The organism is Streptomyces sp. NBC_00385 (assembly GCF_035917155.1).
Classification (GTDB): domain Bacteria; phylum Actinomycetota; class Actinomycetes; order Streptomycetales; family Streptomycetaceae; genus Streptomyces; species Streptomyces poriferorum.
The window spans coordinates 7,940,363-7,967,240 of record NZ_CP107951.1; the positions used below are offsets into that span (position 1 = coordinate 7,940,363).

The window sequence follows — 26,878 nt, forward strand, 5'->3', positions numbered from 1 at the left end:
AGTGGTTGCCCGGCCATGGCCGGGCAACCAGGGACCAACAGTCCGCCCGTCAGCAGTGCCTCCCGCGGGCGCCTTTCAGCCGCGGCCTGCGTCGCGCAACAGGTCGCGCGCCCAGGCGGCTCGGCGCGTCCCGGCCGGGTAGGGAAGGATCTCGGCCATCGACTCGGCCCGGTCCAGTTCCCCGGCCCCCTCGGCTTCCCCGGCCAGCACGGTCAAGGAGGCGCCGAGTGCGACCCGGGCCTCCACCTCGGCAAGATGCTCACCGGTGCGTTCCGCCCGCGACACCTCGGCCAGGGCGAGCTGCCGGGCGGATTCGGCACGGCCGCATAGGAGCTCCCCCCAGGCCGTCAGCACGGGTGCCTCGTCGCCGAAACGGTCCAGGATCCGCAGCACTGCCTCCGGACGTCCCATGTGCAAGGCGAGTTCCGCACGTGCGGTATGCACCGCGTGGCTCGCCCGGCGGTCCCCGAGCGTGGTGGCGACCGACTCGGCGCGGTCCAGGAGGACCTCGGCGGCGGCCGCCTCGTTCAGGGCCCACCGGGTGCGGGCCAGCGCCGCGAGCGCGTACGGAAGGCACCAGGCCTCGGCCGGTTCCGCGCCCGCGACCGCGGCCTCGGCGAGAGCACGGGCCTGTTCGGGCTCTTCCAGGAGCAGCCGGAGTTCCGCGAGGTTCGCCCGCTCGAAGGCGGCGGCCGCCGGGCCGCCGGACCGTTCGGCGAGGCCGAGGGCGCGCTCTCCCCGGTCGATCGCCTCGCGTAGACGGCCGGCCCGGCGCGCGTTCTCCCGCAGCATCGACAGGACCGATCCGAGCAGTGTCGGGTCTCCGTAGGCCTCGGCCGGCGCCAACGCCCTGTCGCCCGCGGCGCGCGCCAGGTCGAAGTGGCCCGCGAGCCCCAGATTGCTCGCCTGAAGGACGAAGGCGCGGGCCTTGAGGCCGTGACTGGAGTGACCGGGCACCTCGTCCGCCGCTGCCAGGGCGCGTTCGGCGGCGGCGCACCCGTCGTCGTAATGGCCCTGGGTGCTGAGGATGACGGACAGCGTCAGGAAGTGACCCGCCGTCGGTTCGGGAGAGGTCTCCTCCGTCACGGGATGCTGCCGCAGGATGGCGAGGCCGGGTGCGGGGGACCCCGTTCTGACCAGCATCTCCGCCAGCAGCGCCGCCGCGAGGACGCGATTGTCGTGGTCGTCCAGCCGTTCGAACTCAGCCAGCGCCGGGCGCAGGGCTCCGACGGCCTGCTCGAAGTGGCCCATGCTGCGCAGCACCTGGGCGTGCGCGAGCCGGGCGCGGCCCGCGTCGACATCGAGCCGGGCTATGAGATCCCGGTAGTAGCGGTCGGCCGTGTCGTTCGCGTACAGGGCAGCGGCCCGTTCCGCCGCCAGGCGCAGGTACTCGGCCGCGCGGACGTCGTCGGCGCGCGCGAAATGCGAGGCGAGCGTGTCGACGGCGTCGGGGCGGCGCCGGCGCACCGCCTGCGCGAAGGCGCCGTGCAGGTGCCGGCGGCGGACGGCGGACAGCCGCTCGTAACAGGTGAGGCGGACCAGCGGGTGCCGGAAGGCGATGCCGGTCTCGTGCCGTCCGGTCACGACGACGGTCCGCTCCTCGATGAGTGCGGCGCCGATGGCCTCGTCCAGAGCGGTGATCGCCGCAGCCCCGGACAGGGGCGGGTGCAGGCCGTCGGCGGCCACGTCGAGCAGCTCGGACAGTGCGGTCTCGGCGCCGCCGACGGACAGTGCCTCCACCACGCGGCGCGTGTTCCCGTCGAGACGGGCGAGCTTCTCCGCCACCAGTTGCCGCACCCCGTCCGGCGCCCCGCCCTCGGCGCCGTCGGCGCCCAGGTTCCGGGCGAGCTCACCGGCGAACAGCGGGTTTCCCAGCGACAGTTCCCACACCCGGTCCCACCGCTCCGGGCTGTCCGTCCCTGCCCCGGGAGCCGAGGGTGCGGCATCCCGCGCCACCGCCAGGCACGCTTCCCGGTCGAGGCGCTGGACGATCGCGTGCGCGACCTGCGGCTGCCGCAGCAGCGCCGTGAGATCCACGACCCGGGGACCGGAGTCGGCGAGCTCCTCGGCCCGGTACGTCACCAGGACGCGCAACGGGAATCCGGGACGTGAGGCGTGCCGGGCCAGGTGGCTCAGCAGTTGGTACGAGCCGGAGTCCGCGGCGTGCAGGTCGTCCAGGACCAGCAGCACCGGCTGAACAGTGGCGAGTTCGGTGAGAAGGCCGGTCGTTGCGCGGAACAGCCGGTCGCGTTCCTCCTCGGGGCTGCGGTCGCCGAGGGACCGTACCTGCCCCAGCGACGGCAGGAAGGCCGCCAGTTCCGGATACTCCGAGCCCACGCGGGCACGTTCGGTCACGTCCCGCTCGGCCAGCCAGCCGTCGAGCGCCTCCGCGAAGACGCCGTAAGGGGTGTGCCCCTCCGCGTCGTGGCCGGCGCCCCACAGCACCGCGGATCCGGCGGCGGCGGCGAGCCGCGCGGCCTCGGCCACCAGCCGGGTCTTGCCCACACCTGCCTCGCCGGTCAGTACGCGGACCGGCGGCCCCCCGGTGGTGAGGAGCTGGTGCAGCAGTTCGTCGCGGCCGCGCAAGGGGGCCACGTCCGGGCTCTGCAGGGGTGCGGGCAGGGCCACCCGGGCCGGGCCCGGCTTACGTGTGGTGGCCAGGGCGACCCGGTGCAGCCGCTCCGTCTCCGGACCGGGCGGGACGCCCAGTTCGGCCGCCAGCGCCTCACGGCACAGGTGGTACTGGCCCACCGCACGCCGTCGCAGGCCCTGGCGTATGTAGGCGTCGATGAGGATCCGGTGCGCCGCCTCCTCGGCCGGGCTGGACCGCAGGACGTGCTCCGCCGTCGCCGTCGCCTCCTGCAGAGCGCCCCGCTCCAGGTGGGCCGAGGCCAGCCCCAGGTGCATCTCGTTCGTCAGGGCGGTGAGCCGTGCCCGCCGCGGTTCCGTCCACGAGAGGTACCGGTCCTCCGGCAGCAGCTCGCCCGTGAACAGGGCCAGTGCGTCCTTGAGCGCAGCGGGGTCGTGCGAGGCCAGCGCGGACTCGGCGGCCTCCTCGGCATGGTCCGTGTCGACCCATACGGTGGCCGGGTCGAGGGAGAGCATGGCCCCGTCCGACACGAGGTACGAGGACGCGGCGCGCGGGGCGAGCTCCGGCTCCAGCGCGCGCCGCGCCGCGTGCAGCGCCACGCGGAGATTGCCGGCGGCGGCATGCGGATCGGTGTCCGGCCAGCAGAGGTCCATGATCTGCTCACGGTGCAGCCGGTGGCCCGGAGTGAGAGCGAGCAGCTTGACCAGTGCCTGGGCCGTCAGCCGCGGCCACCGGCCGGTCGGTTCGGGACAACCGTCACGCGATACGCGGAAACGGCCGAAAAGGTGCAGACGCAGCAAAGGGGCGACACGGTGACCGGTGGTGGGGGGCGTTTGCTGCGTGTTCATGGGGGCGCCACTGTAGCCGAGCACCCTGAGCCGGCAGGGCCCGGGGCGGGGCGCCGGGCAGCACCGACTGAGCCCCCGTGAGCCTCGTGAGCCCAGGTCAGCCGATGGCCGAGTCCCGCACGGTGCAGGTGTCGGTGTCCGCCGGGCACCAGTGGGTGCGGCCGCCCACCAGATGGAGTTCGAGGTCCGCGTCCCGCATGCCGTTGCGGTCGAGGGCGGCACGCAGCGCGGTGGGCGCGGGCTGGGGCGGCAGCCCGAGTACGCCGATGACCACGACGCCGTTGCGGCCCTCCACGGCGGCGATCTGCCAGTTCCCGGTGGCCGCCCACTTCTCCGCGACCGGGCGGGCGTCGGCGGCCAGGGAGCGGTCCCTGGCGACACTGATCGTCCCGGTGGTCAGCGGCACGGCGATCAGGAGCATGAGCCCCACCACGGCCGCCAGCGAACCTCCGTGGAACCGCCCCACGGCGAAGCCCGACTCCTGCGCCACGCCCCGTACGCCGAAGACGAGGAAGACGACCGTGCCGGTCGCCACGATCGCCGCCACGTTCGTCGCGAACAGCAGCGTGGACTCGCCGGCGTCGTGATAGCGGCCCACCGTGAGCAGGAGCCCGGTCACGGCCAGCGGGGGCACCAGGGAGATGGCGATCGCCACACCCGGCAGGGTGTCCGAGATGTCCGCGCGCACGAGCGCGAAGGCGCCCACGGTGCCGGTGGCCAGCGCGGCGAGCAGGTCGATCAGACGCGGACTGATCCGGGACGTGACCTGACTGTTGGAGGCGAAACTGTCCGGCGGGGCGGCGATCCAGCCCAGCAGCATGCCGACCGCCACCACGGCCAGCGCACCGCCGAACACCAGCAGGACGCACCGCACCACCTGCGACCGGTCGGCGAGGACCAGCGCCAGTGCGCTGCCCAGGATCGGAGTCATCAGCGGAGCCACGATCATCGCCCCGATGACGGTCGCCGTCGAGTCACCGACCACGCCCGCGCTCGCGATGACCGACGCCAGGACGAGCAGCCCCCAGAAGCGGGTCGAGCCTGGGCTGCGCAGACCCCGCTCGATGAAGAGCGCGTCGCTCATCCGGCGGAGGGTGGCGGCGTCCACGGATGCCATGGCGGATCTCCTTGCCGAAGCGGCTCAGGGACCGGGCGGGCGCGGACCGGCCCGTGCCGGACCGCGCCGCCGTAGCCGGTCGGATCAGGGAGTGACGATGGTGAAGTCCGGGTCCGGGGGGCTGAGGTGGCCGAGGAGTTCGGTGATCTTCGCCGCGTCCCCGGTGATGGTGGCGCGCCCGGCGAGTTCCGACGGGGGGAGGCTGCCCAGCAGGACGCCACGCAGCGCCGCCTCGTCCAGAGCCACCTCCACGTCGGGCGAGGAGACGGCCGGTCCGGTCCCGGCGATGTGGGTGAGCACGCCGTTGCGCAGCCGCAGGGTGACGGGCTCCCCGCCCGTCACGTTCCAGCGCACGCTGATGTCCGCGTCCCAGCTGCGGGGACCGTCGACCCGGATGGACAGGGCGTCGAAGAGCTGGTCCAGCGACAGCGCGCGGAGGAAGTCGGCGGACGCGGTGGTGGTCGGCGACCCGACCGGGCCCCGGCGGAGTTCCAGAGCACCTGTCAGGTAGAAGTTGCGCCAGGTGCCGTTCTCGCTGCCGTACCCCAGCTGCTCCAGCGCGTCCGCCTGCAGGGCGAGGGCCTCCGCATGGGTCGGGTCGGCGAAGACGACATGGTTCACGACCTGCGCGACCCAGCGGAAGTCGCCTCCGGCGAACGCGTCACGCGCCCGGCGCACCACCTCGTCGGCGCCCCCCATGAAGTCCACATACCGCTTCGAGGCCTCGACGGGCGGGTGCTCCCACAGATGGGCCGGGTTCCCGTCGAACCAGCCCATGTAGCGCTGGTAGATGGCCTTGGTGTTGTGGCTGACGGAGCCGTAGTAGCCGTGGGTGTGCCAGGCCCGCTCCAGCGCCGGCGGCATGTCCATCGCCTCGGCGATCTCCAGGGGTGTCATTCCCTGGTTGATCATCCGCAGCGTCTGGTCGTGCAGGTAGGCGTACAGGTCGCGTTGTTCGGTGAGGAAGGCCTGCGCCTTCTCCCGCCCCCACACGGGCCAGTGGTGGGAGGCGAAGGCGACGTCCGTGGAGTCGCCGAACAGGGTGACCGCCTCGGTCAGGTACATGGCCCAGACCCGCGGGTCGCGGACCTCCGCACCCCGGAGGGTCAGCAGGTTGTGCAGGTTGTGGGTCGCGTTCTCGGCGAGGCAGAGTGCCGAGTGGTCGGGGAAGTGGATGTTCAGCTCGGAGGGGGCCTCGGTGCCGGGCGTGAGCTGGAAGACCATACGGATGCCGTCGACGGTCTCCGTCTGCCCGGTGCGGGTGATGTCGAGCGTCGGAGGGATCAGGCCGACCGATCCCGTCGAGGTCGTCTGCCCCAGTCCCGCACCGATCTGTCCCTGCGGGCCCTTGGGCAGGGCGGCCCCGTACATGTAGGCGGCGCGCCGGGCCATCGCCGTGCCCGCGTACACGTTCTCGCTGACCGCGTGTTCCAGGAAGCCCTCCGGCGCGATCACGGGCACGCCCCCGGCGACCTCCTCCTCGGTGAGCACGCCCTTCACTCCACCGAAGTGGTCGACATGACTGTGCGTGTACAGCACGGCGGTGACCGGACGGTCGCCACGATGGCTGCGGTAGAGCGCCAGGGCCGCGGCGGCGGTCTCCGAGGAGATCAGCGGGTCGATCACCAGGACGCCGCGCTCGCCCTCGACGACCGTCATGTTCGACAGGTCGAATCCGCGGATCTGGTAGATGCCCTCCACGACCTCGAACAGTCCATGGTCGGCGACCAGCCGGCTCTGCCGCCACAGGCTCGGATTGGCGGTGGGCGGGCAGTCCTGCGCCAGGAATCCGTAAGCATCGAGGTTCCAGACGGACGTGCCGTCGGCCGTACTGATCTCGCTGCTCTCCGCCGTTCCCATGAACCCGCGCCGGGCGTCGTCCATGTCCTGGGTGTCATCGAACGGGAATCGGGCCAGGATCTCCTCGTTGGCCCGGCTGATCGAGGACTGGGCAGGCTTGGACTGCGTGTTCCCGGTCATGGTGCGCTCCCTCGCGGCAGACTGGGGCGGCCCGTCGGCGGCCCTGTCCGCCAGCCTTGCCGCAGCGTCACTCCCCTGCCAGCAGGGCTACTCCGAACGGATCAGGCGCAGGCGCGGGCGACGGAGCAGCGGCCGACGGCGGCACGCTCCCGGCCGGGCACGGGAGAGGCGGCCGGGCTCCCCAAAGCCCGGCCGCCTCTCCCGTCGGTGTCAGTCCTCGATCAGCAACGGCCCGCCGGGCGGTCGCGCTTCACGAGGTTCGTGTAGCCGGTGGTGCCGTCGAACCACAGGACCCGCTGGCCCTCGTCAGCGGCGCCGAACACCTGCTCGCCACGGTTGCAGGACATGCGCTGCGCGCCGCCCTTGCCGTCGGGGGCGACCTGGTACAGCTTCATCATCGTGTCGTTGGCCCACGAGGTGGCCGGCGGGACGGTCGAGATGCTGACCGCGTCGTCCGAGGCCGTCAGCGAGTAGGCGTAGAGGGAGCCTTCGCCCGCTTCCGGGGTGACGGTGACCGGGTTCGAGCCGTCGAGGTTCGCGCGGCGCACCGCGGCCTTGCCGGTGTCGGTGGCGTCGTCGTCCTCGATCCAGAAGACACCGTCGTCGGTGATCGCGGTCTGGCCGATGCCCATGGTGTCGTCGGAGGCGGGCATCGTTGTTTTGGTGTGGGTCGCTGTGTCGAAGACCTCGACGCCGACCTTCATGTTGCCGTTCGCGTCGGGGGCCACCTTGGCGTAGGCGATCTTGCCGTCCTTGATGGAGGCCAGGCCCGAGATGTTGTACGGACGGCCGCCGTCGACCAGACCGGTCTCGCCGGTCTTCATGTTGACGTAGCGGACGTTCGTGACACCGTACTGCGGGTTGAGGGCGGTGTACGCGACCCAGTCGCCGTCCACGACGAGGCCGGTGACGTCGCTGCCGATGCCGTCGACCCTCTTGGCGAGGCCGCCGCCGACCGGGCGCGCCATGATGAAGATGCCCTGGCTGCTGTAGTCGGCCCACACCACCGTCTTGCCGTCGGTGTTGGCGTAGACGTTGTAGTCGCCGTTGTTGGCGCTCACCAGCTGCGGCTGGCCCTTGCCGGAGGTGTTGCCCAGCCACACCGAGTACGGCTCGCTGCCGTCCTCGTTGGAGCGGGAGACGGCGTACTTGCCGCCTGCCGCGCCCACGCCGGTGCTGGCGACGTTGACCTTGGAGATGAGCGTGTCGGTGTCGACGCCGAGGGCCTTCTCCCAGCCGGGGACGATGCCGTGCGCGTCGAAGGACCGCTTGACGATCGCCAGCTGGGCCTTGGTGGCGCCCAGCTCCTTCGCGGCGGCGATGACCGCGGCGCGGCCCTCGGTGAAGCCGTCGAGAGGGGTCATGTACGCGGACAGGGCGCGGTAGACGATCTGGTCGGCGAGTTCGCCGCCGAGGTCCTCACGCAGGTCCCACAGCGCGCCGGAGAAGATGGTGGAGTTGAGGTGCACGCCGCCGTTGTCACCGCTGTAGGTGACGCCGATGAAGTTCTTCGACGTGGTGGCGCCGTCGTTCAGGTCGCGCAGGGCGCACTCGCGGGGGCCCGCGGTGGTGCACAGGTCCTCGCCGAGGAGACCGGCGTCCGGGTCGTCCATCGACTGGCCGTTGGCCTCCAGGTCGATGGCGTTGCCGAAGTAGTCGGCGATGGCCTCGTTCATGGCGCCGGACTGGCCCGCGTAGACCAGGTTCGCGGTGTGCTCGACGACGCCGTGCGTCATCTCGTGGCCGACGACGTCGGTGTCCGCGGAGAAGGTGCGGAAGTCACCGCCGCCCTGGCCGTACACCATCTTCTGGCCGTCCCAGAAGGCGTTGTTGTACGGCTGGCCCCGCTGGACGACACCGACCAGGGAGTAGATGTAGCCGTCCTTGCCGTCGAGGCCCTCCCGGCCGAAGTGGTTCTTGTAGTAGTCGTAGACCTTGCCGGCCGCCCAGTGGGCGTCCACGGCGCCGGAGTCGGTGTACTCCTCGCCGAGATCCGGGGTGGCGGGCTGGAAGTACTTGACGCCGGTGGGCCAGACACCGGAGGCGCTGGACGCCTCACGGCCGCGGGCGTCGTACGTGGCGATCATGGGGCCCGCGTATATGGAGTCGTCCGCGTCCCGCTTGCTGTAGTCGATCATCTGCAGGAGACCCTTGGTGTCCTTGTACAGATTGATGTCGACCTTCTGGCCGTTGTAGCGGACGCCGCTGCCCTTGACGACGAGCTGGTCGCCGGCCGCGGTGGAGGCGTCGGCGGGGGCCGCGACGCCTTCCGTCGCGCCGGTGCCCGTGCCCGTGGCGCCGAAGGTCTTGATGCCGCTGTACTGCATCACCGGGAAGCCGGAGTGCGCGTCGATGTACACCTCCTGCTGCACCGGCGAGCCGTCGGCCGGGTTGGTGCCCGTGACGGTGATGTGCCGGGTGAGCACGCCGGTGCCCTGCGGGAGGATCGTGACGGCGCCGGCCGTGCCGGTGAACTCCGCCGCGGCCTTCTTCTCGCCCTTGGCCGGGGCGCGCAGGAGGCCGCCGCCGAACCGGGTGGTGACCGCGCTGACGGCCCGCTCGATCGCCGTCTTCTCGGAGACCTTCGGGGCGACCGTGTCCAGCTTCAGCTCGGTGAAGAACTTGCCGGAGGTGCCGGTGACGGCCCGCTTGCCGGACTTCTTTTCCATCCGGACGACGTACTCGCCGCCCATGACCGTGACACCCTTGTACTTCTGCTGGAGGCGCACCGTCTCGCGCCCGCCCTCGGCCTGGGTGTCGACGACCTTCAGGTCCCCCGCCGGGTCGGCGATGTGGTAGCGGCTCTTCTTCGACTTCAGGTGGCCGCGGGCGGCGTCGGCGGCGCTGCCGGTGGCGGCCACCGGCTCGTTCAGGTCGGTGACGAGCGACGGAGTCTCGGTCTCCGCGCCCGGCGTCACCTCGGACGTGGCGGACGCGGGGGCGGTGTCCGCGTGGGCGGCCGGTATCGCCGTCACCAACAGGCCCGCGGCGGCCAGCACTGCGGCGATGCCCTGGCCGACGATCATGCTGCCGGATCCCTGTCCTGCTCTGGCTGATCTCTTGCGCGATGAACTCCGCACGGTGCCCCTCCGGTGCCACTACTGCATGAACGGATATCGGATATGGACATGCAAGTACCGGAACAGGGGTGTGAACAATGCGTTCCGGGTGTGCACTTGTGGACGTCCACACTTGTGTGGCCTGCATTGACAGGTGAGAATTCGGCCAGTGGGGCTGACTGGGTGGGACACGCAATGGCAGGCGCTCGGGCTCGGAGCGGACGAACTCCGGGTGTACGAAGCGCTGCTCGACGTACCCGAACACGCCTCCCGTACCGCGCTGGCGCAGTCCCTCGGGCTGACCGTGCGCCGGGTCACGCACGCGCTCGACCAACTGGCCGAGCACCACTTCACGCACCCGGCCCGAGAACCGTCGGGGCTGCCCGCCGCCGTGGCCCCCGCCACCGCGCTGCGTAACCTGATTCATCTGCGGCAGGCCGAACTCCTCCACAGGTCAGCCGAGTTGGAGGAGCTGACCGGATCCGTCGACCGGATCGCCGCCCAGTTGCTGAGCTCCGTGAACACCCCCCGCGCCACCGGTATCGAGACGGTCCGGGGCGGCGCGGCCATCGCCGCGCGAGTGGCCTCGCTCGTGGTGTCGGCGAGCGAGGAGGTGGCACTGCTGGACCGGCCGCCCTACGCGGCCAGTCAGCCGGACGGAATGCCCGCACCCCTCGACGTGGCCGAACCCGTCCGGCGCGGAGTACGGGTGCGCGTCGCGGTGGACCGCGAAGGGCTGAGCTTCCAGGGGCGCGCCCGTGGCCTGGGCGATCTGGCCCGTCAGGGCGTCCAGATACGGGTGGGAACGGATCTGCCGACGAAACTCATCACCGTGGACCGGCGGGTGACCCTGCTGCCGCCGACCGACGCGGCGGACCCGACGGCCTCGGCCCTGGTGGTGAGCGACTCGCTCCTGAGCAACGCGCTGGTGCCGCTGTTCGAGGCGGTCTGGGAGCGGGCCGTCCCCATCGGGTCCGTCACGCACGACCGGATCACGGACGAGGACCGGGAACTGCTGACCATGCTCGCGTCCGGCCTGAAGGACGAGGCGATGGCCCGGCGCCTCGACATCCATGTGCACACGGTCCGCCGCCGCATCACCCGCCTGATGCAGGCCCTGAACGCGGAGACCCGGTTCCAGGCCGGGGTGCAGGCGGCACTACGGGGCTGGCTGACCGTGTGAGGGCGGCCTGTCCGGAGGCGGGCGCCCCCGGCCGCCGGGCCTTGACGGCCGGAATATGATCACGTCGATCGGCCAGGGGGGCCAGATCCTTGAGGGCCTCTGGGGGCGACGCCGTGGGTGTCATCGTGGGTGCGATTGTTGCGGTATTGCTGGTCGTGGGCGTGTGGTGGGTCGTCCGGACCTACAACCGGCTCGTCCGGCTGCGGAATCAGACGCAGGCTTCGTGGGCGCAGATCGACGTGCAGTTGAAGCGGCGCCACGACCTGATACCGAATCTCGTCGAGGGGGCGCGCGGCTACGCCGCCCACGAGCGCGGAACCTTCGAAGCGGTCACCGCCGCGCGCGGGGCGGCCGTCAGCGGCGAGCTCGGGGCGACGGACCGGGCGGCCGCCGAGGACGCGCTCACCGCGACGCTGGGGAAGCTGTTCGCGCTCGGGGAGAGCTATCCCGACCTCAAGGCCGATCAGCACTTCAGCGCGGTGCAGGCCGAGCTGAGCTCGGCGGAGGACAAGATCGCGTACGCGCGGCAGTTCTACAACAGCGCCGTGCAGAGCTACCACACCGCCCTGGAGAGTTTCCCGGGGAACATCGTGGCCGGGCTGGGCGGAGCGCACGGGCTGCGGGAGTACTTCGAGGCCGCCGGTGCGCCGCAGGACCCGGTCCAGGTGAGATTCGCGTGACACACATCGAACAGCTCTACTGGGGCGGCGCCGCCCTGATCGTGCTCTGGCTCGTCGTCTTCGGAATCGCGCTGGCCGTCACCCGCGACGGCGTGGTCACACCGGGGCCCGCGAGCCAGGAGCTCGGGGACGAGCCCGAGTCGCCGGCCGTGGTCAGCCTCCTCGGCAACGGCTGGCGGGGCGTGGAGCACGCCGCCGCGGCCACCCTGCTGGACCTCGCGGCCCGCGGGCTCGTCGAGCTGCGGCAGCCGGGCGACGACCCGGCCCGCAGCAGCGTTCACGTCACCGAGGCCGGCCGGGCGGCACCGATGCTGCTGCCCTACGAGCGGCGCGTACTGGACCGCGTCAGCGCCCGCGCCGCGAACGGCGCCGCGCCGATCGGGGCGATCGCCTTCCGTGACGTCAAGCGCGCCGCCGCGTGGAACGCCGAGCTGCGCAAGGAGATCATCGGCGAGGCCCGGCTGCGCGGCCTGTCCCGGTTCCGGTTCGCGCCGTGGCTCGTCAGGGCTCTGATGTTCTGCGCGTTCGTGCCCGGTGCGCTGTTCACCGTGGCCGCGGTCATGGGAGGTCACAACCTGCGTGCCGCGCTCGCCGTCGGTGTGGCGCCGGCGCTCCCGCTGATGTTCCTGCTGGGCAGATCCTTGGGGGAGCGGGCGACACCCAGAGGACTGGAACGCGCCGGGCACTGGGCCGGACTGCGGTCCTGGCTGACCGCGCACGAGGACTTCGCCCGGCTGCCGCCCGCAGCCGTGACCGTCTGGGACCGCTATCTCGCCTACGGGACCGCGCTCGGCGTCACCACGCTCACCAGCCGGCTCCTCGGCTTCGACTCGGGAGACCGGCGACGCGTCTGGTCCTCGTACGGAGGGACCTGGCGCCCGGTGCGGATCCGCTACCCGCGGCTGCGGCCCGGGTTCGGCCGCTCGACGGTCCGCCTCCTGGACCTGGCGGCCGGGGCGGGCGTGGTCGTGGCGGGCCTCTGTGTCTTCGCCGTGCTGCGGCAGCCCGACTGGTCGGTCGGCTTCGAGGCGTACGGCGAGCACCCGTGGCGCCGGCCGGGACTCGTGCTGAGTGCCGGCTGGGTCGTCAGCGCACTGCTCGGGCTCGTGGTGGCCGGCAAGTTCAGCCGTTGGACGCTGCTGGTGGCGTTCCTGGCGATGATGCCCGGCAACTTCGAGCAGAGCGAGCACGGCTGGTTCAGCGAAGCGGCAGCCCAGGAGGGGCCTGTGCCCGCTGAGTTGGCGGCGATGGTGGTCCTCGGCGCGCTGGCTGCGTACTTCGTGGTACTCGCCTGCCTGGAGCGCAGGGAACCCGACATGATCACCGGTGAGGTGCTGCGGATGGAGTCGCGCAAGGGGAAGGGTGCGGCCCGCTTCCTGGTCCTGGACGAGGGGGACACGGACCTGACGACCGCCTGGGCGCTGCCCGCGGCCTCCCAGGGCATCGCGACCGGCGCCCGGGTACGGCTCGGGGTCTCGCGGGGCACCCGCACCATCCGTTCCGCGGAGCTGCTGAGGGCCGCGATGCCGGAGGGCGACCGGTTGAAGCCCGCCAGGCAGGACGCCTCCTGAGGAAGAGGCCGGGGAGCCCGGGGCATGCGGGCGCAGCTCCGGGCTCCCGGTTCGTCACCCGCTTCGCTCCGCCGTACCGCCCTGCGACTAGTTTGTGTGCAGGACAGATACGCACGCCCGTGCAGCCAGTGGTTCACGGGGGACGGGAGGACGGGAAGAGTGTCGCTGCGCGCAGGTGACCCGGCCGAGATCGGCGGCTATCCGCTCGAGGCGCGGCTCGGTTCGGGCGGCATGGGCACGGTCTTTCTGGCCCGTACGAGTTCGGGGCGGCCGGTTGCGATCAAGCTGATCCACCAGCAGTACGCGGGAGACGACGAGTTCCGCGTGCGCTTCCGTCAGGAGGTGGCGGCCGCGAGGCGGGTGAGCGGCGCGTTCACCGCCGCCGTGGTCGACGCCGCCCCCGACGCCGAGCAGCCGTGGATGGCCACGACCTATATCGAGGGGCACACGCTCGCCCAGTACATCGCGGCGCACGGCCCGCTGGACGGAGACGAGCTGCGGAGGCTCGCCATCGGGCTGGCGGAGGCGCTCCGCGACATCCACCGGGTCGGAGTCGTCCACCGTGACCTGAAGCCCTCGAACGTCGTGCTCTCGCCCGAGGGCCCGCGCGTCATCGACTTCGGCATCTCGCGCGCCGTGGACCAGCAGACGCTCACGATGACGGGGCGGGTCATCGGTACACCGCCCTTCATGTCGCCGGAGCAGTTGCAGGCGCCGCGTGGTGTGGGACCGCGGTCCGACGTCTTCTCGCTGGGGACCCTGCTGGTGTACGCGGCGACCGGTCACGGGCCCTTCGACTCGGACAGCCCGTACATGACCGCCTATCAGGTGGTACACGAGGAACCCTCGCTGGACGCCGTGCCGGTGGCGTTGCGCGCGGTCGTCGAGCCGTGCCTGGACAAGGAGCCCGAGGGCCGCCCGTCGGCGGACGAACTCCTCGTGCTGCTGCGCGACCTGCCGGGCGATCTGGGCGGGACCGGCACGCACCGGACGGGCGCCGGCCGCACCCGGGACATGAAAACCCAGCATCACTTCTCGACGCGGCCCACCCCGGACCCGACCGCCCCGGCCGGTTCCGGCAACGGGAGCACCGCCATCGGGCGCCGGCTGCGCAGCCGGTGGCGGCCCGTGCTCGCGGCGGCGGTCGCGGTGGCGGCGATCGGCGGGGGAGCCGCCGCACTGAAGACGGGCGACTCCGGGGCGAGCAGCGGCGGCGAGAAGGGCAACGGCGTCGCGGCGCCGGGTGCCGCGCTGCCGGACGGCTTCAAGCCGTGGCACAGGACCGTGCAGGCCGGGAGCGAGGACATTCCCGACGAACTGCGATGCGTCGCGCGCGGGGACGCGCTGTTCTGCGGGGGCGGCGGTGTCGTCGCGACCCGCGTCAGTGCCGTGGACGGCTCGTCGCGGTGGACGGCGAAGAGCCCGGGGGTCCCCGTCCAGGGCATGCACCTGGTGGGCGTCACCGACGACACGGTGCTCGGCTACCGCTTCGCCGCTCAGGACGCTCCGCAGGATCCTTCCACCGAGGTGGTGGCCCTCGACGCGGACAGCGGCCGGGAGCTGTGGTCCGTGCCGTCCGGCGCCCAGTCGACGGCGGTCACCGGCCGGACACAGGACGCCGCCGTGATCGGCTCCGCGGTGGTGACCGTCGACGCCTCCGACTCCCGCTTCGAGGCCCGGGACGCGCGCAGCGGTGAGGTCACCTGGACGACGGCGTTCCCCGGGGGTACGCGGTGTGCCCCCGTTCCGGTGGGCCCACGGCTGTTCGCGATGTGCGCGACGGATGACGAGATCAATGCCCTGGAGGTGCGCCACCCCACCCTGTACGCGCTCGACCGCGCCTCGGGGGCCCTGGGCAGCCCCCTCGCGGTCGATGGCCCCGCCGTGCCGGTGGGCGTCGCCGGCGGCAGGCTCGTACTTCTCCAGGAGCACAGGGAGGGAACGGAGACGACCGGCTACGACGGGGTGGCGCGGGTCGATCCGGTCTCGCGGAAGGTGACGTACTCCCGACTGGCCAGGACCTACGCGGGAGCGCCCGGAATAGCGGACGGCACCCTGTACGTGAGCGGGCAGACCGGACTCGTCACGGCGCTCGACCCCGCGACAGGCCGGAAGAAGTGGTCCCGGCAGACGGGTGTGGAGGGTGCCGCGGGCCCTGCGGCGGGAGCCGGCGCACTGTATTTCAGCTCGGCATCCGGCCGGGTGGTCGCCCTGGCGCCGAAGGGCGGAAAGATCCTGTGGACGACGGACCCGCAGGCCGACGGCCTGACGGGTGGGCAGGGCGCGAGCCCGCGCGTCACCGTCGCGGGTCGTGCGGTGGTCGTGGCCGCGGCGAAGAACACCCTCTTCGCCTTCGACGCGCAGAATCCGCCGGAGGCGGGCTGACCTCAGACGGGCGGGACGCGTCGGACCGGGCTCACCCGAGCCCGCGATGGGCGGCCCACAACACCCCCGCACGGCCGGCGGCGTCGGCGATCAGAGCCGCCAGTTCGGGGTCGTCGGGGACGGGGAAGGACACGTACGCGCCCCGGCCGCCGGCCACCGGCCGGCCGTACGCCTTCGCGGCCAGGCGGCCGTCCGGGAGAAGCCGGACGTTGAGGGTGGTCAGCGTGAACGCCTCACCGCGCCGCGTGTCCGTCCAGCGGAGGGCCTGCGGGATCATGACATTGATCGCCAGAGCGGTTACTTCCAGGTCGCTGCTCATGGACGGATGATCTCACGCGAGCTTCCGCGGACAGCCGGCTGAAGGCGGCTCCCCGCCCCGCCCGGCCGACGGGGCTGGTCGTTCTTACCGTGGCCGCGACAGCCGCGGTGACCGCCGCGGCGGGCCCCGTCGCCTTCGTCGCGCCGGCGGCTCCGCAGATCGCCCGCCGCCTCAGGCGCGGAGCCTCCGTGGACCTCACCGGTGCGGCGCTCGTCGGCGCACTCCTGCTGTTCGGCGCCGGCATCGCGGCGCAGCATGCGATTCCGGGCGTGCTGCTGCTGGCCGGCGCGGTCACCGTGTGTGTCGGCGGGGCGTCTGCTGGTCCTGCTTGTGGGGGAGTCCCGACGAGGATCCCAACCGGGCGCGCCGGGTGGATCACGGCCGGCAGAACAGGTAGAACAGGGAGGGAGCGAGGGGGATTTGATGCATCGAGGACCTGTCGTCAATGGAGAGCTGACACGGCTCGTTCCCACGTCCGAGGACGACCTGCGTCTGCTGGCCGGCTGGTTCGCCGATCCAGGTTTCGTGGAGCACTGGGGCGGGGCGCCGGTGTCGCGCGAGGAAGTGGCTGCCAAGTACCTGGGGCGTCGGCGCCCGGAGGTCGAGTCGTTCCTGGTGCTCGCGCAGGGAGAGCCCGTGGGCTACGCGCAGTACTGGTACGACGGCTCGGCCGGAGGCGGTCTCGACCTGGTGCTGGTCGCCGGCGCGCGCGGTCGCGGCCTGGGACCGGACGCGGCCCGTGCACTCACGAACCATGTGTGTGGAACCCTGGAATGGCAGCGGGTGACGGTTGATCCGGAAGTGACGAACGTCCGTGCCGTGCGTGCCTGGGAGAAGGCGGGCTTCCGGCGCGTGTCGAGCGAGGGGGAAGCCCTTCTGCTGGAGTACCGCCCGACGGGAGGGAGCTGAGGGTATGACGAACCGATGGGCCGGAGTGACGGTCGACTGCGTCGACGTGGAACGCGTGGCGGGCTTCTGGAGCGCGCTGCTGGACCGCCCGCAGGGGCCGTCCGAGCCGGGCTGGATCTATCTCGGCCACCGCGACGACCCGCAGCCCCGCCTCGTCTTCCAGCCGGTGGCGGAACCGAAGCGGGGCAAGGTACGCCTGCACCTCGACATCGCGGTCGACGACATCGAGCAGGGCATGGCCCAGGTCGTCGCCCTCGGCGGCAGGTTCACCGGAGAGCGGCACGAGTACGACGAGGGCGTGGTCGTCGTCATGGCCGATCCCGAGGACCACGAATTCTGCATGGCCCAGTACTACTGACCCGCCGCCCGGCGTCAGAGACCGCTGACCTTGCCGCTCGCCGACAACTCGTACACCAGCGTGACCGTGCGACGACCACCCGGCGGGAGCGCGACGTCCCAGCGGGCGATGCCCTCGGCGTCGACCGCGTCCGGCGCCGGGGAGCACGCGTCCTTGCGCAGGCGTACCTCCACCGCCGAGACCTCGGAGACGGGGACGCGTTCCCGGACGGCCACCACCCGGTCGCCGTGCTCGCCGGGGGCGGAGAACCGGGACAGGTGCAGCCGGACCGTGCGCGTGACCACCGTCCGCTGGGTGAGGCCCGCGACGTCGCGGGACTCCTCGGTGTCCCGGACCACCCGGTAGTCGTCGCAGCTGCCGAAGGCCAGCTCGGCGGGGGAGCCCGGGGCGGTGAAGTCCAGCGTGCCGCGGCCGCTGAACCCGCTGCCGCGGACGAGGTCCACGGGCCCGGCGAGCAGCGCGTGGCCGGACCGGTTGTCGAACCTCACCACCTGGGTGACCAGGGGGGACAACTCCGGTGAGCAGGCGTACTCGCTCGGTGCGGGTGCGGTGAAGGCGGACAGCCGCACCCGGTGGGCCGCGCCGTCCCCGGGGACCGAGACCGGTGCCGGGGACCTCAGCACCCGCGCCTCGCCGCCGTCGTCCACGCCGGGCAGGCCGAGCACCGTCGCCGGCCCGAGGGTCCCGATCTCCTCCTCGCGCAGTTCGACCTCGACCGTGCGGCGCTCCGCGGCGGAGCGGTCCTTGAGCGTCAGCCGGTCCTCGTCCAGCCGGGGCGGATCGGTGGCCAGCGCCGAACGCGCCGTCGACAGGGCCAGCCGTACCCCGGACCAGTCCTCACCGGTACGCTGCCAGACCATCGCGTCGGTCTCCAGCGTCAGACCGTCCCCGTCGAGCACCGCCCGGTAGGCGGGCCGCCACAGCGCGCACGGGGTGAGATGGCTCAGACGCAGCCCCACGGGGCCGGCGGCGGCCGTCTTCACCGTCAGCTCGATGTGGCCGACCAGCTCGGCCGGTTCCTCCTCCGACAGGTTCAGCGCCAGCTGGACGTCCTCGAGTTCGGCCGCGAGAGCGGTCAGCCGCACCTGCACGGACCGGAGTTGCTCGGCGTGTACGTCGCGTTCGGCGTCCACCCGGTCCAGCTCGCGGGTCCAGCGGGGCCGCTCCGTCTCCCCGAACCCCGCGCCCTCGCCGACCTCCCGCAGCAGGTCGCCGGCGAGGCGCCCGAGCAGGTCGAGGCGGGCGTTCAGCCGGTCGCGCCGCTGTCCCAGCTCCCGCTGCTCCTCTTCGAGGGTGTGCACGCGGTGGCGCAGCGCGGAGTCGTCCTCCGTGGGAGGCGACGGCTCGCGCGGCGTCCAGTCGCGGACGATCCGCACGTCGAGCACGGTCGCGGGGTGATCGGAGGTCAGCTCGGCATGGAGCGTCCTGTCGACGGCCAGCGCACTGACCGGCCCGAGACGCAGCCGCTGGATCCCGGCCTCCAGGTCGAGCACGGTGGAGCGCTCGATGTGGGCACGGTCCTCCAGACACGTGACAGCGGTGACAGGGAGAGCGATCGGCTTCGGGGCCGTGGACATGAGGTGTGTCAGCTCCTGCGGTTTCCGCCGGCCAGGGCCTTGCCGGCCGGGATACGGATGGCATAGCCGCCGTCGAGAGCGGCGGTGGTGCCGGCGGGCAGGTCCAGTCGCCAGACCCGGGTGCCGGGCGCATGGCTGTCGGGCCCTTCGCCCTCCTCGGGCACCGTCCAGTCGGCCCGCTCCTCGATCCTGACATCCGGTTCGGAGGAGACCGGAACCCGCTCGCGCACCTCCACGGTGACAGGCCGCGACAGCCGGTTGGCGAGCTCCACGTGGACGCGGTGGTCGAGCACCGTGGTGTTGTTGCGCAGGCCCGCGGTCGACTCGTGCAGGTTCGTACGCCGCGTCACCCGGATGCCCTCGGCCGGCCCGAGCCCCACCCGGCGCTCACCGCCGGGTGCCAGCGTGGGCAGTGCGGCGGTCAGCAGGAACTCGTCGTCGGCTACAACCTCCACCGGGCCGGCCAGCAGCGCCTGGTCGGTGGCGTTGGAGAGCACCAGCGTGCCGTACACGACCGGCTCCACGGACGGCACGCAGAGGTACTCGGTGCGCAGACCGACAGGGATCTCGCCGACGGTGACGGTGTGCCAGGTGCCGTCCGACGGAACGTCGGCGCGTGCGGCGGCGTCGAAACGGTGGTCGAAGGAACCCGCCGACTCGCGGGGACGCACGGCGTGCCCGGGCAGCGGCAGCATGGCCGCCGCCTCGGCGCGGCGGCGGTACTCGGCCGCGACCGGGTCGAAGGGGGAGCCTGGGAACAACAGGCCCCGGCGACCGCCCTGTTCGTCCGGCCCGGCGAGGGCCAGGGCGGCGTAGTCGAGTTCGGCGCTGCTCGGCTCCGGCGGACCGGCCACCGGCACGGGGGGGCGCAGGCGCGGCCATCCCGGGCGCGGGGGGAGCCATCGCGGCGGGTGCCTCCGCGCGGGACCTGCCGGCAGAGCGCGACCTGGTGCGCGGCTGCGCCCCGCCCGGCTGCGCGGGGGCGGGCATCGCGCCGCCGAAGGGCCCCGGGGGAGCGCCGCCCACGCCGGTCGGCGGCGGTGGCGGAGCACCGTAACCCTGCGGTGCGGGCGGCGGAGCGAGAGGACCGGACACGGAATCGTCCTCGGAGCCCGACCAGCCGCCGGCGACCGCGGCCTCACCCGCCCGGACGGGTGCGGGGCCTGCCGCGTCGTATCCCGAGAACAGGTCGCCGAGCCCGGCCGGGGGTTCGCGCCAGCCGGACGGCGCGGGGGCGGGCTGGCTGCGTCCGATCCGGACCGAACGGAGCCTCGGCAGATCGGTGCGGCGCCGGAGGTCCGCGGTGGCCAGGGCGATGCGTACGCCGGTCCAGTCCTCGCCGGTCCGCTGGGCGACCGAGGCGCGCAGGACCAGATTCCCGCTGCCGTCGCCCTGCCGGTGGGTGAGGCGGTACGCCGGCACCCAGACAGCGCCCGGCACCCCGTACTCCAGCTCCAGTTCCACTTCGCCCGCGTCGGAGGGGCCGTCGAGGGTCAGGGCCGCGCAGACCGTGGTCTCCACGTGCTCCGACGGCGCGTCCGTGGACGCGCGCTCCAGCCGGTCCGTGGCGACCATGAGGTCGTGCTCGGCGCCGCGCACCGCCTCCTCCAGCTCGACGAGGCGCAGGTGCAGTCCCGTCAGCCGCTCGTCGACGAAATCGGCGAGCTCCAGCCACGCGTCGGCCGGGGTGCGTCGGTGCGGGTCATCGCGCTTGCGGCCGGGCGGCACCGGATGGAGAGCCTTGACCTCCTTGATCACGCTCAACTGCCGGTCCCGGCGCGCCTGCGCCGCGGCACACGCGTCGCGCAGCCGCTTGTACTCGCGCCGCAAGGTGTCCGGCGCGTCCGGGCGGGGCAGCTCGGCCTCGACGTCGACGCGGGCCTCGGTGACACGTACCCCGGAGGCTCCCAGGACCCGGACCCGCAGCGAGCCGGGATCCAGGGAGCGGGGCAGGCCCGTCACCCGCACGTGGCCGTCGGAGGGCACGGCGCCCCGGGCCAGCCGACTGCAGAGCGCGCCCTGCGCGTACACCACGACGGAATCGAGGGTCGACCCCCACCTCAGTACTGACTCAGCCGTCATGCGCTCCGCCCCCGCCGCGTTCATGGTGGGTGAAGCCTACGCCGGGACGATCGCCGGTACGCGCCGATCAGCCGGGTCCGCAGTCCGGGCACAGACCGCGGTAGGTCACCTCGGCCTCGGAGACGGTGAAGCCGAACCGTTCGGACTCCGGCAGCTCGGCGAGCAGGTCGCCGGAGGGGTGGACGTCCCGGATGGCGCCGCAGCCGGAGCAGACCAGGTGCTGGTGGGGGTGGTGGGCGTTCGGGTCGTAGCGCTTGGCACGGCCGTCGGTGGCCACCTCGATCACCTCGCCGATCGAGACCAGCTCACCGAGGGTGTTGTAGACGGTGGCGCGGGAAATCTCCGGCAGCCGGGAGGTGGCGCGTGCGAGGACCTCGTCCGCGGTGAAGTGCACGTGTTCACCGGCGAGTACCTCGGCGACCACCCGGCGTTGAGCTGTCATCCGCCAGCCACGTGCGCGAAGCCGTTGCAGCAGGTCACTCATGCCCACCAGCCTAACTGTGCGTTGTCCGACGATTGGATCCGTACACGCCTGTCGTTCGTATTGACTTGGACTATGTCCATCGTAGGATCGGTTCCGGTCGATAGCCAAGGGACAGGACAGCAGCGCGGAAAAGTACGTGACTTCAGGAGACGGGGCCCTTCGCCCCCGAATCCGGACCCGGCCTTCCCGCAGTCCGTTGTTCCTCAGCACCGTGATCCGCCCCGTCCGGAAGGATTTCCATGACTGAGAACCACGACGCGATCGTCACCGATCCGAAGGCAGAGGGGGCCGGCGGCTGCCCGGTCGCGCACGGCCGCGCGCCGCACCCGACCCAGGGGGGCGGGAACCGCCAGTGGTGGCCGGAGCGGCTCAACCTGAAGATCCTCGCCAAGAACCCCGCCGTGTCCAATCCGCTCGGTGAGGAGTTCGACTACGCCGAGGCGTTCAAGAGCCTCGACCTCCCGGCGGTGAAGCGTGACATCGCCGAGGTGCTGACGACGTCGCAGGACTGGTGGCCCGCCGACTTCGGCAACTACGGCCCGTTCATGGTCCGGATGGCCTGGCACAGCGCCGGCACCTACCGGATCAGCGACGGACGCGGCGGCGCCGGAGCCGGGCAGCAGCGCTTCGCCCCGCTCAACAGCTGGCCGGACAACGCGAGCCTGGACAAGGCCCGCCGACTGCTGTGGCCGGTCAAGAAGAAGTACGGCAAGAACCTCTCGTGGGCCGACCTCATCGTCCTGACCGGGAACGTCGCCCTGGAGACGATGGGCCTGGAGACCTTCGGCTTCGGCGGCGGCCGCGCCGATGTGTGGGAGCCCGACGAGGACGTCTACTGGGGCCCCGAGACCACCTGGCTGGGCGACGAGCGCTACACCGGCGACCGGGAGCTCGAGAACCCTCTCGGCGCGGTGCAGATGGGCCTCATCTACGTCAACCCCGAAGGCCCCAACGGCACTCCGGACCCGATCGCCGCAGCCCGCGACATCCGTGAGACGTTCCGCCGCATGGCGATGAACGACGAGGAGACGGTCGCCCTGATCGCGGGCGGTCACACCTTCGGCAAGACCCACGGTGCGGGACCGGCGGACAACGTCGGCGACGACCCCGAGGCCGCTCCCATGGAGCAGCAGGGTCTCGGCTGGAAGAGCACGTACGGCACCGGCAAGGGCGCCGACACGATCACCAGCGGTCTGGAGGGCATCTGGACCGACACCCCGACCACCTGGGACAACAGCTTCTTCGACATCCTCTTCGGCTACGAGTGGGAGCTGTTCAAGAGCCCGGCGGGCGCCCACCAGTGGCGGCCGAAGGACGGCGCCGGCGCCGGTACGGTCCCCGACGCGCACGACGCGTCGAAGACCCATGCGCCGACGATGCTGACGACCGACCTCTCGCTCCGGCTCGACCCGGCGTACGAGGAGATCTCGCGGCGCTTCCACCAGAACCCGGACCAGTTCGCCGACGCCTTCGCCCGCGCGTGGTTCAAGCTGACCCACCGTGACATGGGCCCGGTCGTCCGCTACCTCGGCCCGGAGGTTCCGACGGAGACCCTGGTGTGGCAGGACCCGCTGCCCGCCCGGACGCACGAACTCGTCGACGCGGCGGACATCGCCTCCCTCAAGGAGCGGATCCTCGCCACGGACCTGTCGGTGTCCGAACTCGTCTCCACCGCGTGGGCGTCCGCCTCGTCGTTCCGCGGCAGCGACAAGCGCGGCGGTGCCAACGGCGCCCGCATCCGCCTCGAACCGCAGAACGGCTGGGAGGTCAACGAGCCCGACCGGCTCGCGGGCGTGCTGCGTACCCTCCAGGGCATCCAGGAGTCCTTCAACTCCGGCGCGCAGGGCGACAAGCAGGTCTCCCTCGCCGACCTGATCGTGCTCGCCGGTGCGGCGGGCGTCGAGAAGGCGGCCAAGGACGCCGGCTTCGGCGTCGAGGTCCCCTTCACCGCGGGCCGCGTGGACGCGTCGCAGGAGCAGACCGACGTGGAGTCGTTCGTCGAGCTGGAGCCGAAGGCCGACGGATTCCGCAACTACCTCGGCAAGGGCAGCCGGCTGCCCGCCGAGTACCTGCTGCTCGACCGCGCGAACCTGCTGAACCTGAGCGCACCCGAGCTCACGGTCCTCGTCGGCGGTCTGCGCGTGCTGGGCGCCAACCACCAGCAGTCCTCGCTCGGCGTCCTCACCGAGACCCCCGGGCAGTTGACGAACGACTTCTTCGTCAACCTGCTCGACCTGGGCACGGCGTGGAAGGCCACGTCCGACGACGCGAGCACGTTCGAGGCCCGCGACGCCTCGGGCAAGGTCAAGTGGACCGGCAGCCGGGCCGACCTCGTCTTCGGGTCCAACTCCGAGCTGCGCGCGGTCGCCGAGGTCTACGCGAGCGACGACGCGAAGGAGGAGTTCGTGAAGGACTTCGTGGCCGCCTGGGACAAGGTCATGAACCTGGACCGGTTCGACCTCGTCTGAGCGCGTGTCCGGGCCGGCCTCTCCACGGGGCCGGCCCGGACCTGTGTCACGGGGCGGTGACCCGCGCCCCGGCCCCAGGTCCTTTCGTCCGGATCATGCCGGGCTCGGGGTTCCGGCATGATCCCGACGAAAGGACCTAAGGGCTGTCCCGCAATTCCTGGTGGATCAGCGCGCGGCGTCAGATGCGGTGCATCGCAAGGCGGAGAGGCGCCCGCATACTGGATGTATTCGGGTGTTTCGACAACGGAGGGGGTCCCCCCGTGCCGTTGAGGCTACGGGGGAGAGGTGCCGTAGCTGTCGTCGTGCGCCCGCCAGGAATTGCGGGACAGCCCTTAGGCTGCCAACCGGCACCGGCACCGATCCAGGAGCTCACCTCATGTTCGACCCCGCAAGGACACCCCCGTACCCCGACGCCTTCCGGCCGGACGCAACCCCCGCGCCACACCCGCTGCTTGAGCCGCTGCTCGGATTCCTGGGCAGCTGGACGGGCCGGGGCCGCGGCGGGTACCCGACCCTCGCCGAAGACTTCGCGTACGCGCAGGAGGTCACCTTCAGCCATGACGGGCGACCCTTCCTCCACTACGAGGCGCGGGCCTGGCTGCTGGACGCGGACGGGCTGCCCCTGCGGCCGGCCGCGCGGGAGAGCGGCTGGTGGCGGATGCAGCCGGACGGCCGGGTGGAGGCGCTGATCACCCAGCCCACCGGCATCGCGGAGATCCTGACCGGCCGCGCGGACGGTGGCTCGGTAGACCTCACCACCCACCAGGTCGCGGTCACCCCCACCGCCAAGGACGTCGAGGCAAGCCGCCGCCGGTACACCCTGGCGGACGACGGCACGCTCGACTTCGTCCACGACCTCGCGGCAGTCGGCCACCGGCTGCGGCACCACCTCACGGCGCAGCTCCGGCGCGAGGCCGGGAGCCAGGTGTAGGGCGCGACGCGTCCGGCGGGCGGACGGGGCTCACCGCAGCGCCTCGGGCAGCTCCTCCCGGTGGATGATGCCGAGACGCTGCGTGGCCCGGGTCAGTGCCACGTACAGATCACTCGTCCCGAACAGGGCGGGCTCCACGACCAGTACATGGTCGAACTCCAGCCCCTTCGCCTGCCGCGGGTCGAGCAGCACCACCGTGTGCGTGAGGTCGGGTTCGGCGCCGGCGGTGACTCCGGTCAGCGGAACGCTGATCTCCTCGTGGAGCGCCCGCGGCGCGATCACCGCGAGGCGCCCCTCCTCGGGCGTCAGCTCCAGGACCGCCCGGGCCACCGCGCCCGCCAGATCGTCACCGGAGTCCCGCAGCCACGGCAGTTCACCCGTGGACCGCACCGAGGCGGGCGGCGCGAACGACGGGTCGTGGGCGCGCAGCACCCGGGCGGCCAGCTCCATGATCTCGGCGGGCGTACGGTAGTTGACCTTCAGAGCGACGTGCTCGAAGCGGTCACCGACGTACGGCTCCAGGATCTTCTGCCACGACCCGACACCCGCTTCCTCCGAGGTCTGCGCGGGGTCGCCGACCAGGGTCATCGAGCGGGTCGGCGAGCGGCGCATCAGCAGGCGCCACGTCATCGGCGACAGCTCCTGCGCCTCGTCGACGATGATGTGCCCGAACGCCCAGGTCCGGTCGGCGGCGGCACGCTCGGCCGCACTGCGGTGATCGGCCTCCTCCTGGCGCTCCGCCATCCGCTCCGCGTCGATGATGTCGTGGGCGGCGAGGACCTCGGACTCCTCGTCCTCGAACTCGAACGACTCCGAGCCCCGCGACAGCTCCAGCACGCCCTGCGCGTAGGCGATCCGCTCCTGGCGCTCGGCCTCCGCGGCCGCCCGCTCGGCGCTGTCGTCGGCCCCCAGGAGCTCCGCGGCCTCGTCCAGCAGCGGAACGTCGGCAGGGGTCCACCGCGCACCGTCGGGCGCACGCCGGATCGCCGCGGCGTCCTCGGCGGGTACGTGGACGGGGTCGGCCAGGTACTCGGTGAGGAACGCCTCCGGGCTGAGCGGCGGCCACAGCTCGTCGATGGCGCTGTGCACCGCACCGCTGACGGCGACCGCCTTGCCGAGCTGGGCGATGTCGTCGGGCCCGAGGAAGTTGGGCCCGCCGTACGGATCGGCCCCGATGCGCTCCGTGAGCTGGGCGGTGAGGGCGTCGATGATCCGGAACGCGAAGTGCGGGCGGGCGAGATTGTGCGGAAGCAGGGTGTCGCGGGCCGCCTGCCGGGCCTCGTAGGCGATCTCCCAGTCGAGGATCAGGTCCCCGTCGTCGTGTGCGATGACGATCGCCGCACCGGGCTCGGGCAGCAACTGCCGGTCGCGCACGGCCATGGCGAGAGCCTCCGCCATCGGCTCACCGCCCTTGACCGTGGCGGCGCGGGGGCTGTCCGTGCCGTCGGCGTGGACCCCGGGGAACAGCTCGGCCTGCGTGGCGAGCAGCACCCCGGTCTCGCCGAGCGCGGGAAGCACCTCACCGATGTAGCTGAGGAACGCCGGATTGGGGCCCACGATCAGGACGGCGCGCTTGGCGAGCAGCTCACGGTGTTCGTACAGCAGGAACGCCGCCCGGTGCAGCGCCACCGCCGTCTTTCCGGTACCGGGACCGCCCTCGACGACGAGCACACCGCGGTGCGGTGCGCGGATGATGCGGTCCTGCTCCGCCTGGATGGTCCGCACGATGTCGCCCATGCGCCCGGTGCGGGCGGAGTTCACGGCGGCCAGCAGCACGGTGTCACCGCTCGGGTCCTCGAACCCGGTGCGCTGCCGGTCCCCGACATCGAGGATCTCGTCGTGCAGCTCGGTGACGTCGCGGCCCTCGGTGGTGATGTGTCTGCGCCGGCGCAGCCCCATGGGGGTGTGACCGGTGGCGAGGTAGAAGGGGCGGGCGACCGGTGCGCGCCAGTCGATGAGCAGCGGCGTGTGCGCGGTGTCGTCCTCGCGGATCCCGATGCGGCCGATATGGTGCGCGGCGCCGTCGGAGAGGTCGATACGGCCGAAACACAGCGAGCCGTCCACGGCGTTCAGGGCCGCCAGCAGCCCGGAGCGTTCGGCGACGAGCACATCACGCTCGAGACGGGCCTGCAGTCCGGTGCCGACCGGCGTCAGCGCGTCCTCGACGTGCTGGGCGGCGACTCCGCGCACCGCGTCGACGCGGTCGTAGAGCCGGTCGATGAATTCCTGCTCCTTCTGCAATTCGACGCTTTCCCGAGTTGACAACATTGCTCCCTGACGGATATGGTGTTTCTTAGTGGCCCCCCGTGTGGGGCCTTTTCTGTGGGCGCACAGAAA

16 protein-coding genes and 2 pseudogenes are annotated in these 26,878 nt (G+C 72.2%); 9 read left to right on the forward strand and 9 right to left on the reverse strand.

The features are described 5' to 3' along the window. Positions 1-75: 75 nt before the first annotated feature. The 4 genes from OG959_RS35285 to OG959_RS35300 form a co-directional block, all read right to left on the reverse strand. Positions 76-3,438: an ATP-binding protein gene (locus OG959_RS35285; RefSeq protein WP_326665073.1), complete on the reverse strand. Its 3,363-nt coding sequence runs from the start codon at positions 3,436-3,438 to the stop codon at positions 76-78. A gap of 97 nt (positions 3,439-3,535) precedes the next feature. Then, positions 3,536-4,555, reverse strand: coding sequence for a DUF389 domain-containing protein (locus OG959_RS35290; RefSeq protein WP_326665075.1), 1,020 nt, complete (start codon positions 4,553-4,555; stop codon positions 3,536-3,538). Positions 4,556-4,639: 84 nt separating this feature from the next. After that, positions 4,640-6,535, reverse strand: a complete 1,896-nt coding sequence (locus OG959_RS35295; protein WP_326665077.1) for an alkyl/aryl-sulfatase — start codon at positions 6,533-6,535, stop codon at positions 4,640-4,642. 221 nt (positions 6,536-6,756) lie between these two features. Then, positions 6,757-9,561, reverse strand: a complete 2,805-nt coding sequence (locus OG959_RS35300) for a M4 family metallopeptidase (RefSeq protein WP_326665079.1) — start codon at positions 9,559-9,561, stop codon at positions 6,757-6,759. 202 nt (positions 9,562-9,763) lie between these two features. Here OG959_RS35300 and OG959_RS35305 point away from each other — a divergent pair, with 202 nt between their 5' ends. From OG959_RS35305 to OG959_RS35320, 4 genes are all read left to right on the forward strand, one after another. Next, positions 9,764-10,777: a LuxR C-terminal-related transcriptional regulator gene (locus tag OG959_RS35305; RefSeq protein WP_326665081.1), complete on the forward strand. Its 1,014-nt coding sequence runs from the start codon at positions 9,764-9,766 to the stop codon at positions 10,775-10,777. Between the two features lie 125 nt (positions 10,778-10,902). After that, positions 10,903-11,457 (forward strand): LemA family protein, encoded by a 555-nt coding sequence (locus OG959_RS35310; RefSeq protein ID WP_326665082.1) that lies wholly within the window; start codon positions 10,903-10,905, stop codon positions 11,455-11,457. After that, on the forward strand, positions 11,454-13,028 hold the full coding sequence (locus OG959_RS35315; RefSeq protein WP_326665083.1) for a DUF2207 family protein: 1,575 nt from the start codon (positions 11,454-11,456) through the stop codon (positions 13,026-13,028). Before OG959_RS35310 ends, OG959_RS35315 begins: the two co-directional genes overlap by 4 nt. A 159-nt stretch (positions 13,029-13,187) precedes the next feature. Then, positions 13,188-15,413 (forward strand): serine/threonine-protein kinase, encoded by a 2,226-nt coding sequence (locus OG959_RS35320; RefSeq protein ID WP_326665085.1) that lies wholly within the window; start codon positions 13,188-13,190, stop codon positions 15,411-15,413. Positions 15,414-15,444: 31 nt separating this feature from the next. Here the strand turns inward: OG959_RS35320 and OG959_RS35325 are convergent, their stop codons facing one another. Next, on the reverse strand, positions 15,445-15,732 hold the full coding sequence (locus OG959_RS35325; RefSeq protein ID WP_326665087.1) for a hypothetical protein: 288 nt from the start codon (positions 15,730-15,732) through the stop codon (positions 15,445-15,447). A gap of 74 nt (positions 15,733-15,806) precedes the next feature. Here OG959_RS35325 and OG959_RS35330 point away from each other — a divergent pair. The 3 genes and pseudogenes from OG959_RS35330 to OG959_RS35340 form a co-directional block, all read left to right on the forward strand. Continuing rightward, positions 15,807-16,083, forward strand: a pseudogene (locus OG959_RS35330) (iron chelate uptake ABC transporter family permease subunit); the annotation flags it as partial. Positions 16,084-16,155: 72 nt separating this feature from the next. Further along, positions 16,156-16,641 carry a GNAT family N-acetyltransferase gene (locus OG959_RS35335; RefSeq protein WP_326666800.1) on the forward strand — a complete coding sequence of 162 codons (486 nt, stop codon included), beginning with the start codon at positions 16,156-16,158 and terminating at the stop codon, positions 16,639-16,641. 4 nt (positions 16,642-16,645) lie between these two features. After that, complete coding sequence (locus tag OG959_RS35340) at positions 16,646-16,999, forward strand: VOC family protein (RefSeq protein ID WP_326665089.1); 354 nt, start codon at positions 16,646-16,648, stop codon at positions 16,997-16,999. Between the two features lie 14 nt (positions 17,000-17,013). On the opposite strand, the gene OG959_RS35345 is transcribed toward OG959_RS35340, so the two are convergent. The 3 genes and pseudogenes from OG959_RS35345 to OG959_RS35355 all read right to left on the reverse strand — a co-directional run bounded on the left by OG959_RS35345 (position 17,014) and on the right by OG959_RS35355 (position 21,142). After that, positions 17,014-18,576, reverse strand: a complete 1,563-nt coding sequence (locus OG959_RS35345; RefSeq protein ID WP_326665091.1) for a mucoidy inhibitor MuiA family protein — start codon at positions 18,574-18,576, stop codon at positions 17,014-17,016. A gap of 8 nt (positions 18,577-18,584) precedes the next feature. Next, positions 18,585-20,658, reverse strand: a pseudogene (locus OG959_RS35350) (DUF4139 domain-containing protein). A 67-nt stretch (positions 20,659-20,725) separates the two neighbouring features. Then, a complete protein-coding gene (locus tag OG959_RS35355; protein WP_326665093.1) occupies positions 20,726-21,142 on the reverse strand; it encodes a Fur family transcriptional regulator in 417 nt (138 codons plus the stop codon). Between the two features lie 239 nt (positions 21,143-21,381). Here OG959_RS35355 and katG point away from each other — a divergent pair, with 239 nt between their 5' ends. Then, positions 21,382-23,610, forward strand: coding sequence for a catalase/peroxidase HPI (gene katG, locus OG959_RS35360; RefSeq protein WP_326665094.1), 2,229 nt, complete (start codon positions 21,382-21,384; stop codon positions 23,608-23,610). Between the two features lie 376 nt (positions 23,611-23,986). Beyond that, complete coding sequence (locus tag OG959_RS35365) at positions 23,987-24,541, forward strand: FABP family protein (protein WP_326665096.1); 555 nt, start codon at positions 23,987-23,989, stop codon at positions 24,539-24,541. A gap of 30 nt (positions 24,542-24,571) precedes the next feature. Here OG959_RS35365 and OG959_RS35370 read toward each other — a convergent pair whose 3' ends face one another. Beyond that, positions 24,572-26,782 carry a HelD family protein gene (locus tag OG959_RS35370; protein ID WP_326665097.1) on the reverse strand — a complete coding sequence of 737 codons (2,211 nt, stop codon included), beginning with the start codon at positions 26,780-26,782 and terminating at the stop codon, positions 24,572-24,574. Positions 26,783-26,878 lie beyond the last annotated feature (96 nt).

Excerpts from the sequence above, each read along its gene's own strand:
- OG959_RS35355 (WP_326665093.1), bottom strand. The coding sequence starts at position 21,142 with ATGAGTGACCTGCTGCAACGGCTTCGCGCACGTGGCTGGCGGATGACA.
- OG959_RS35365 (WP_326665096.1), top strand. The coding sequence starts at position 23,987 with ATGTTCGACCCCGCAAGGACACCCCCGTACCCCGACGCCTTCCGGCCG.
- OG959_RS35335 (WP_326666800.1), top strand. The coding sequence starts at position 16,156 with ATGCATCGAGGACCTGTCGTCAATGGAGAGCTGACACGGCTCGTTCCC.
- OG959_RS35290 (WP_326665075.1), bottom strand. The coding sequence starts at position 4,555 with ATGGCATCCGTGGACGCCGCCACCCTCCGCCGGATGAGCGACGCGCTC.
- OG959_RS35295 (WP_326665077.1), bottom strand. The coding sequence starts at position 6,535 with ATGACCGGGAACACGCAGTCCAAGCCTGCCCAGTCCTCGATCAGCCGG.
- OG959_RS35345 (WP_326665091.1), bottom strand. The coding sequence starts at position 18,576 with ATGTCCACGGCCCCGAAGCCGATCGCTCTCCCTGTCACCGCTGTCACG.
- katG (WP_326665094.1), top strand. The coding sequence starts at position 21,382 with ATGACTGAGAACCACGACGCGATCGTCACCGATCCGAAGGCAGAGGGG.
- OG959_RS35340 (WP_326665089.1), top strand. The coding sequence starts at position 16,646 with ATGACGAACCGATGGGCCGGAGTGACGGTCGACTGCGTCGACGTGGAA.
- OG959_RS35300 (WP_326665079.1), bottom strand. The coding sequence starts at position 9,561 with ATGATCGTCGGCCAGGGCATCGCCGCAGTGCTGGCCGCCGCGGGCCTG.
- OG959_RS35325 (WP_326665087.1), bottom strand. The coding sequence starts at position 15,732 with ATGAGCAGCGACCTGGAAGTAACCGCTCTGGCGATCAATGTCATGATC.
- OG959_RS35285 (WP_326665073.1), bottom strand. The coding sequence starts at position 3,438 with ATGAACACGCAGCAAACGCCCCCCACCACCGGTCACCGTGTCGCCCCT.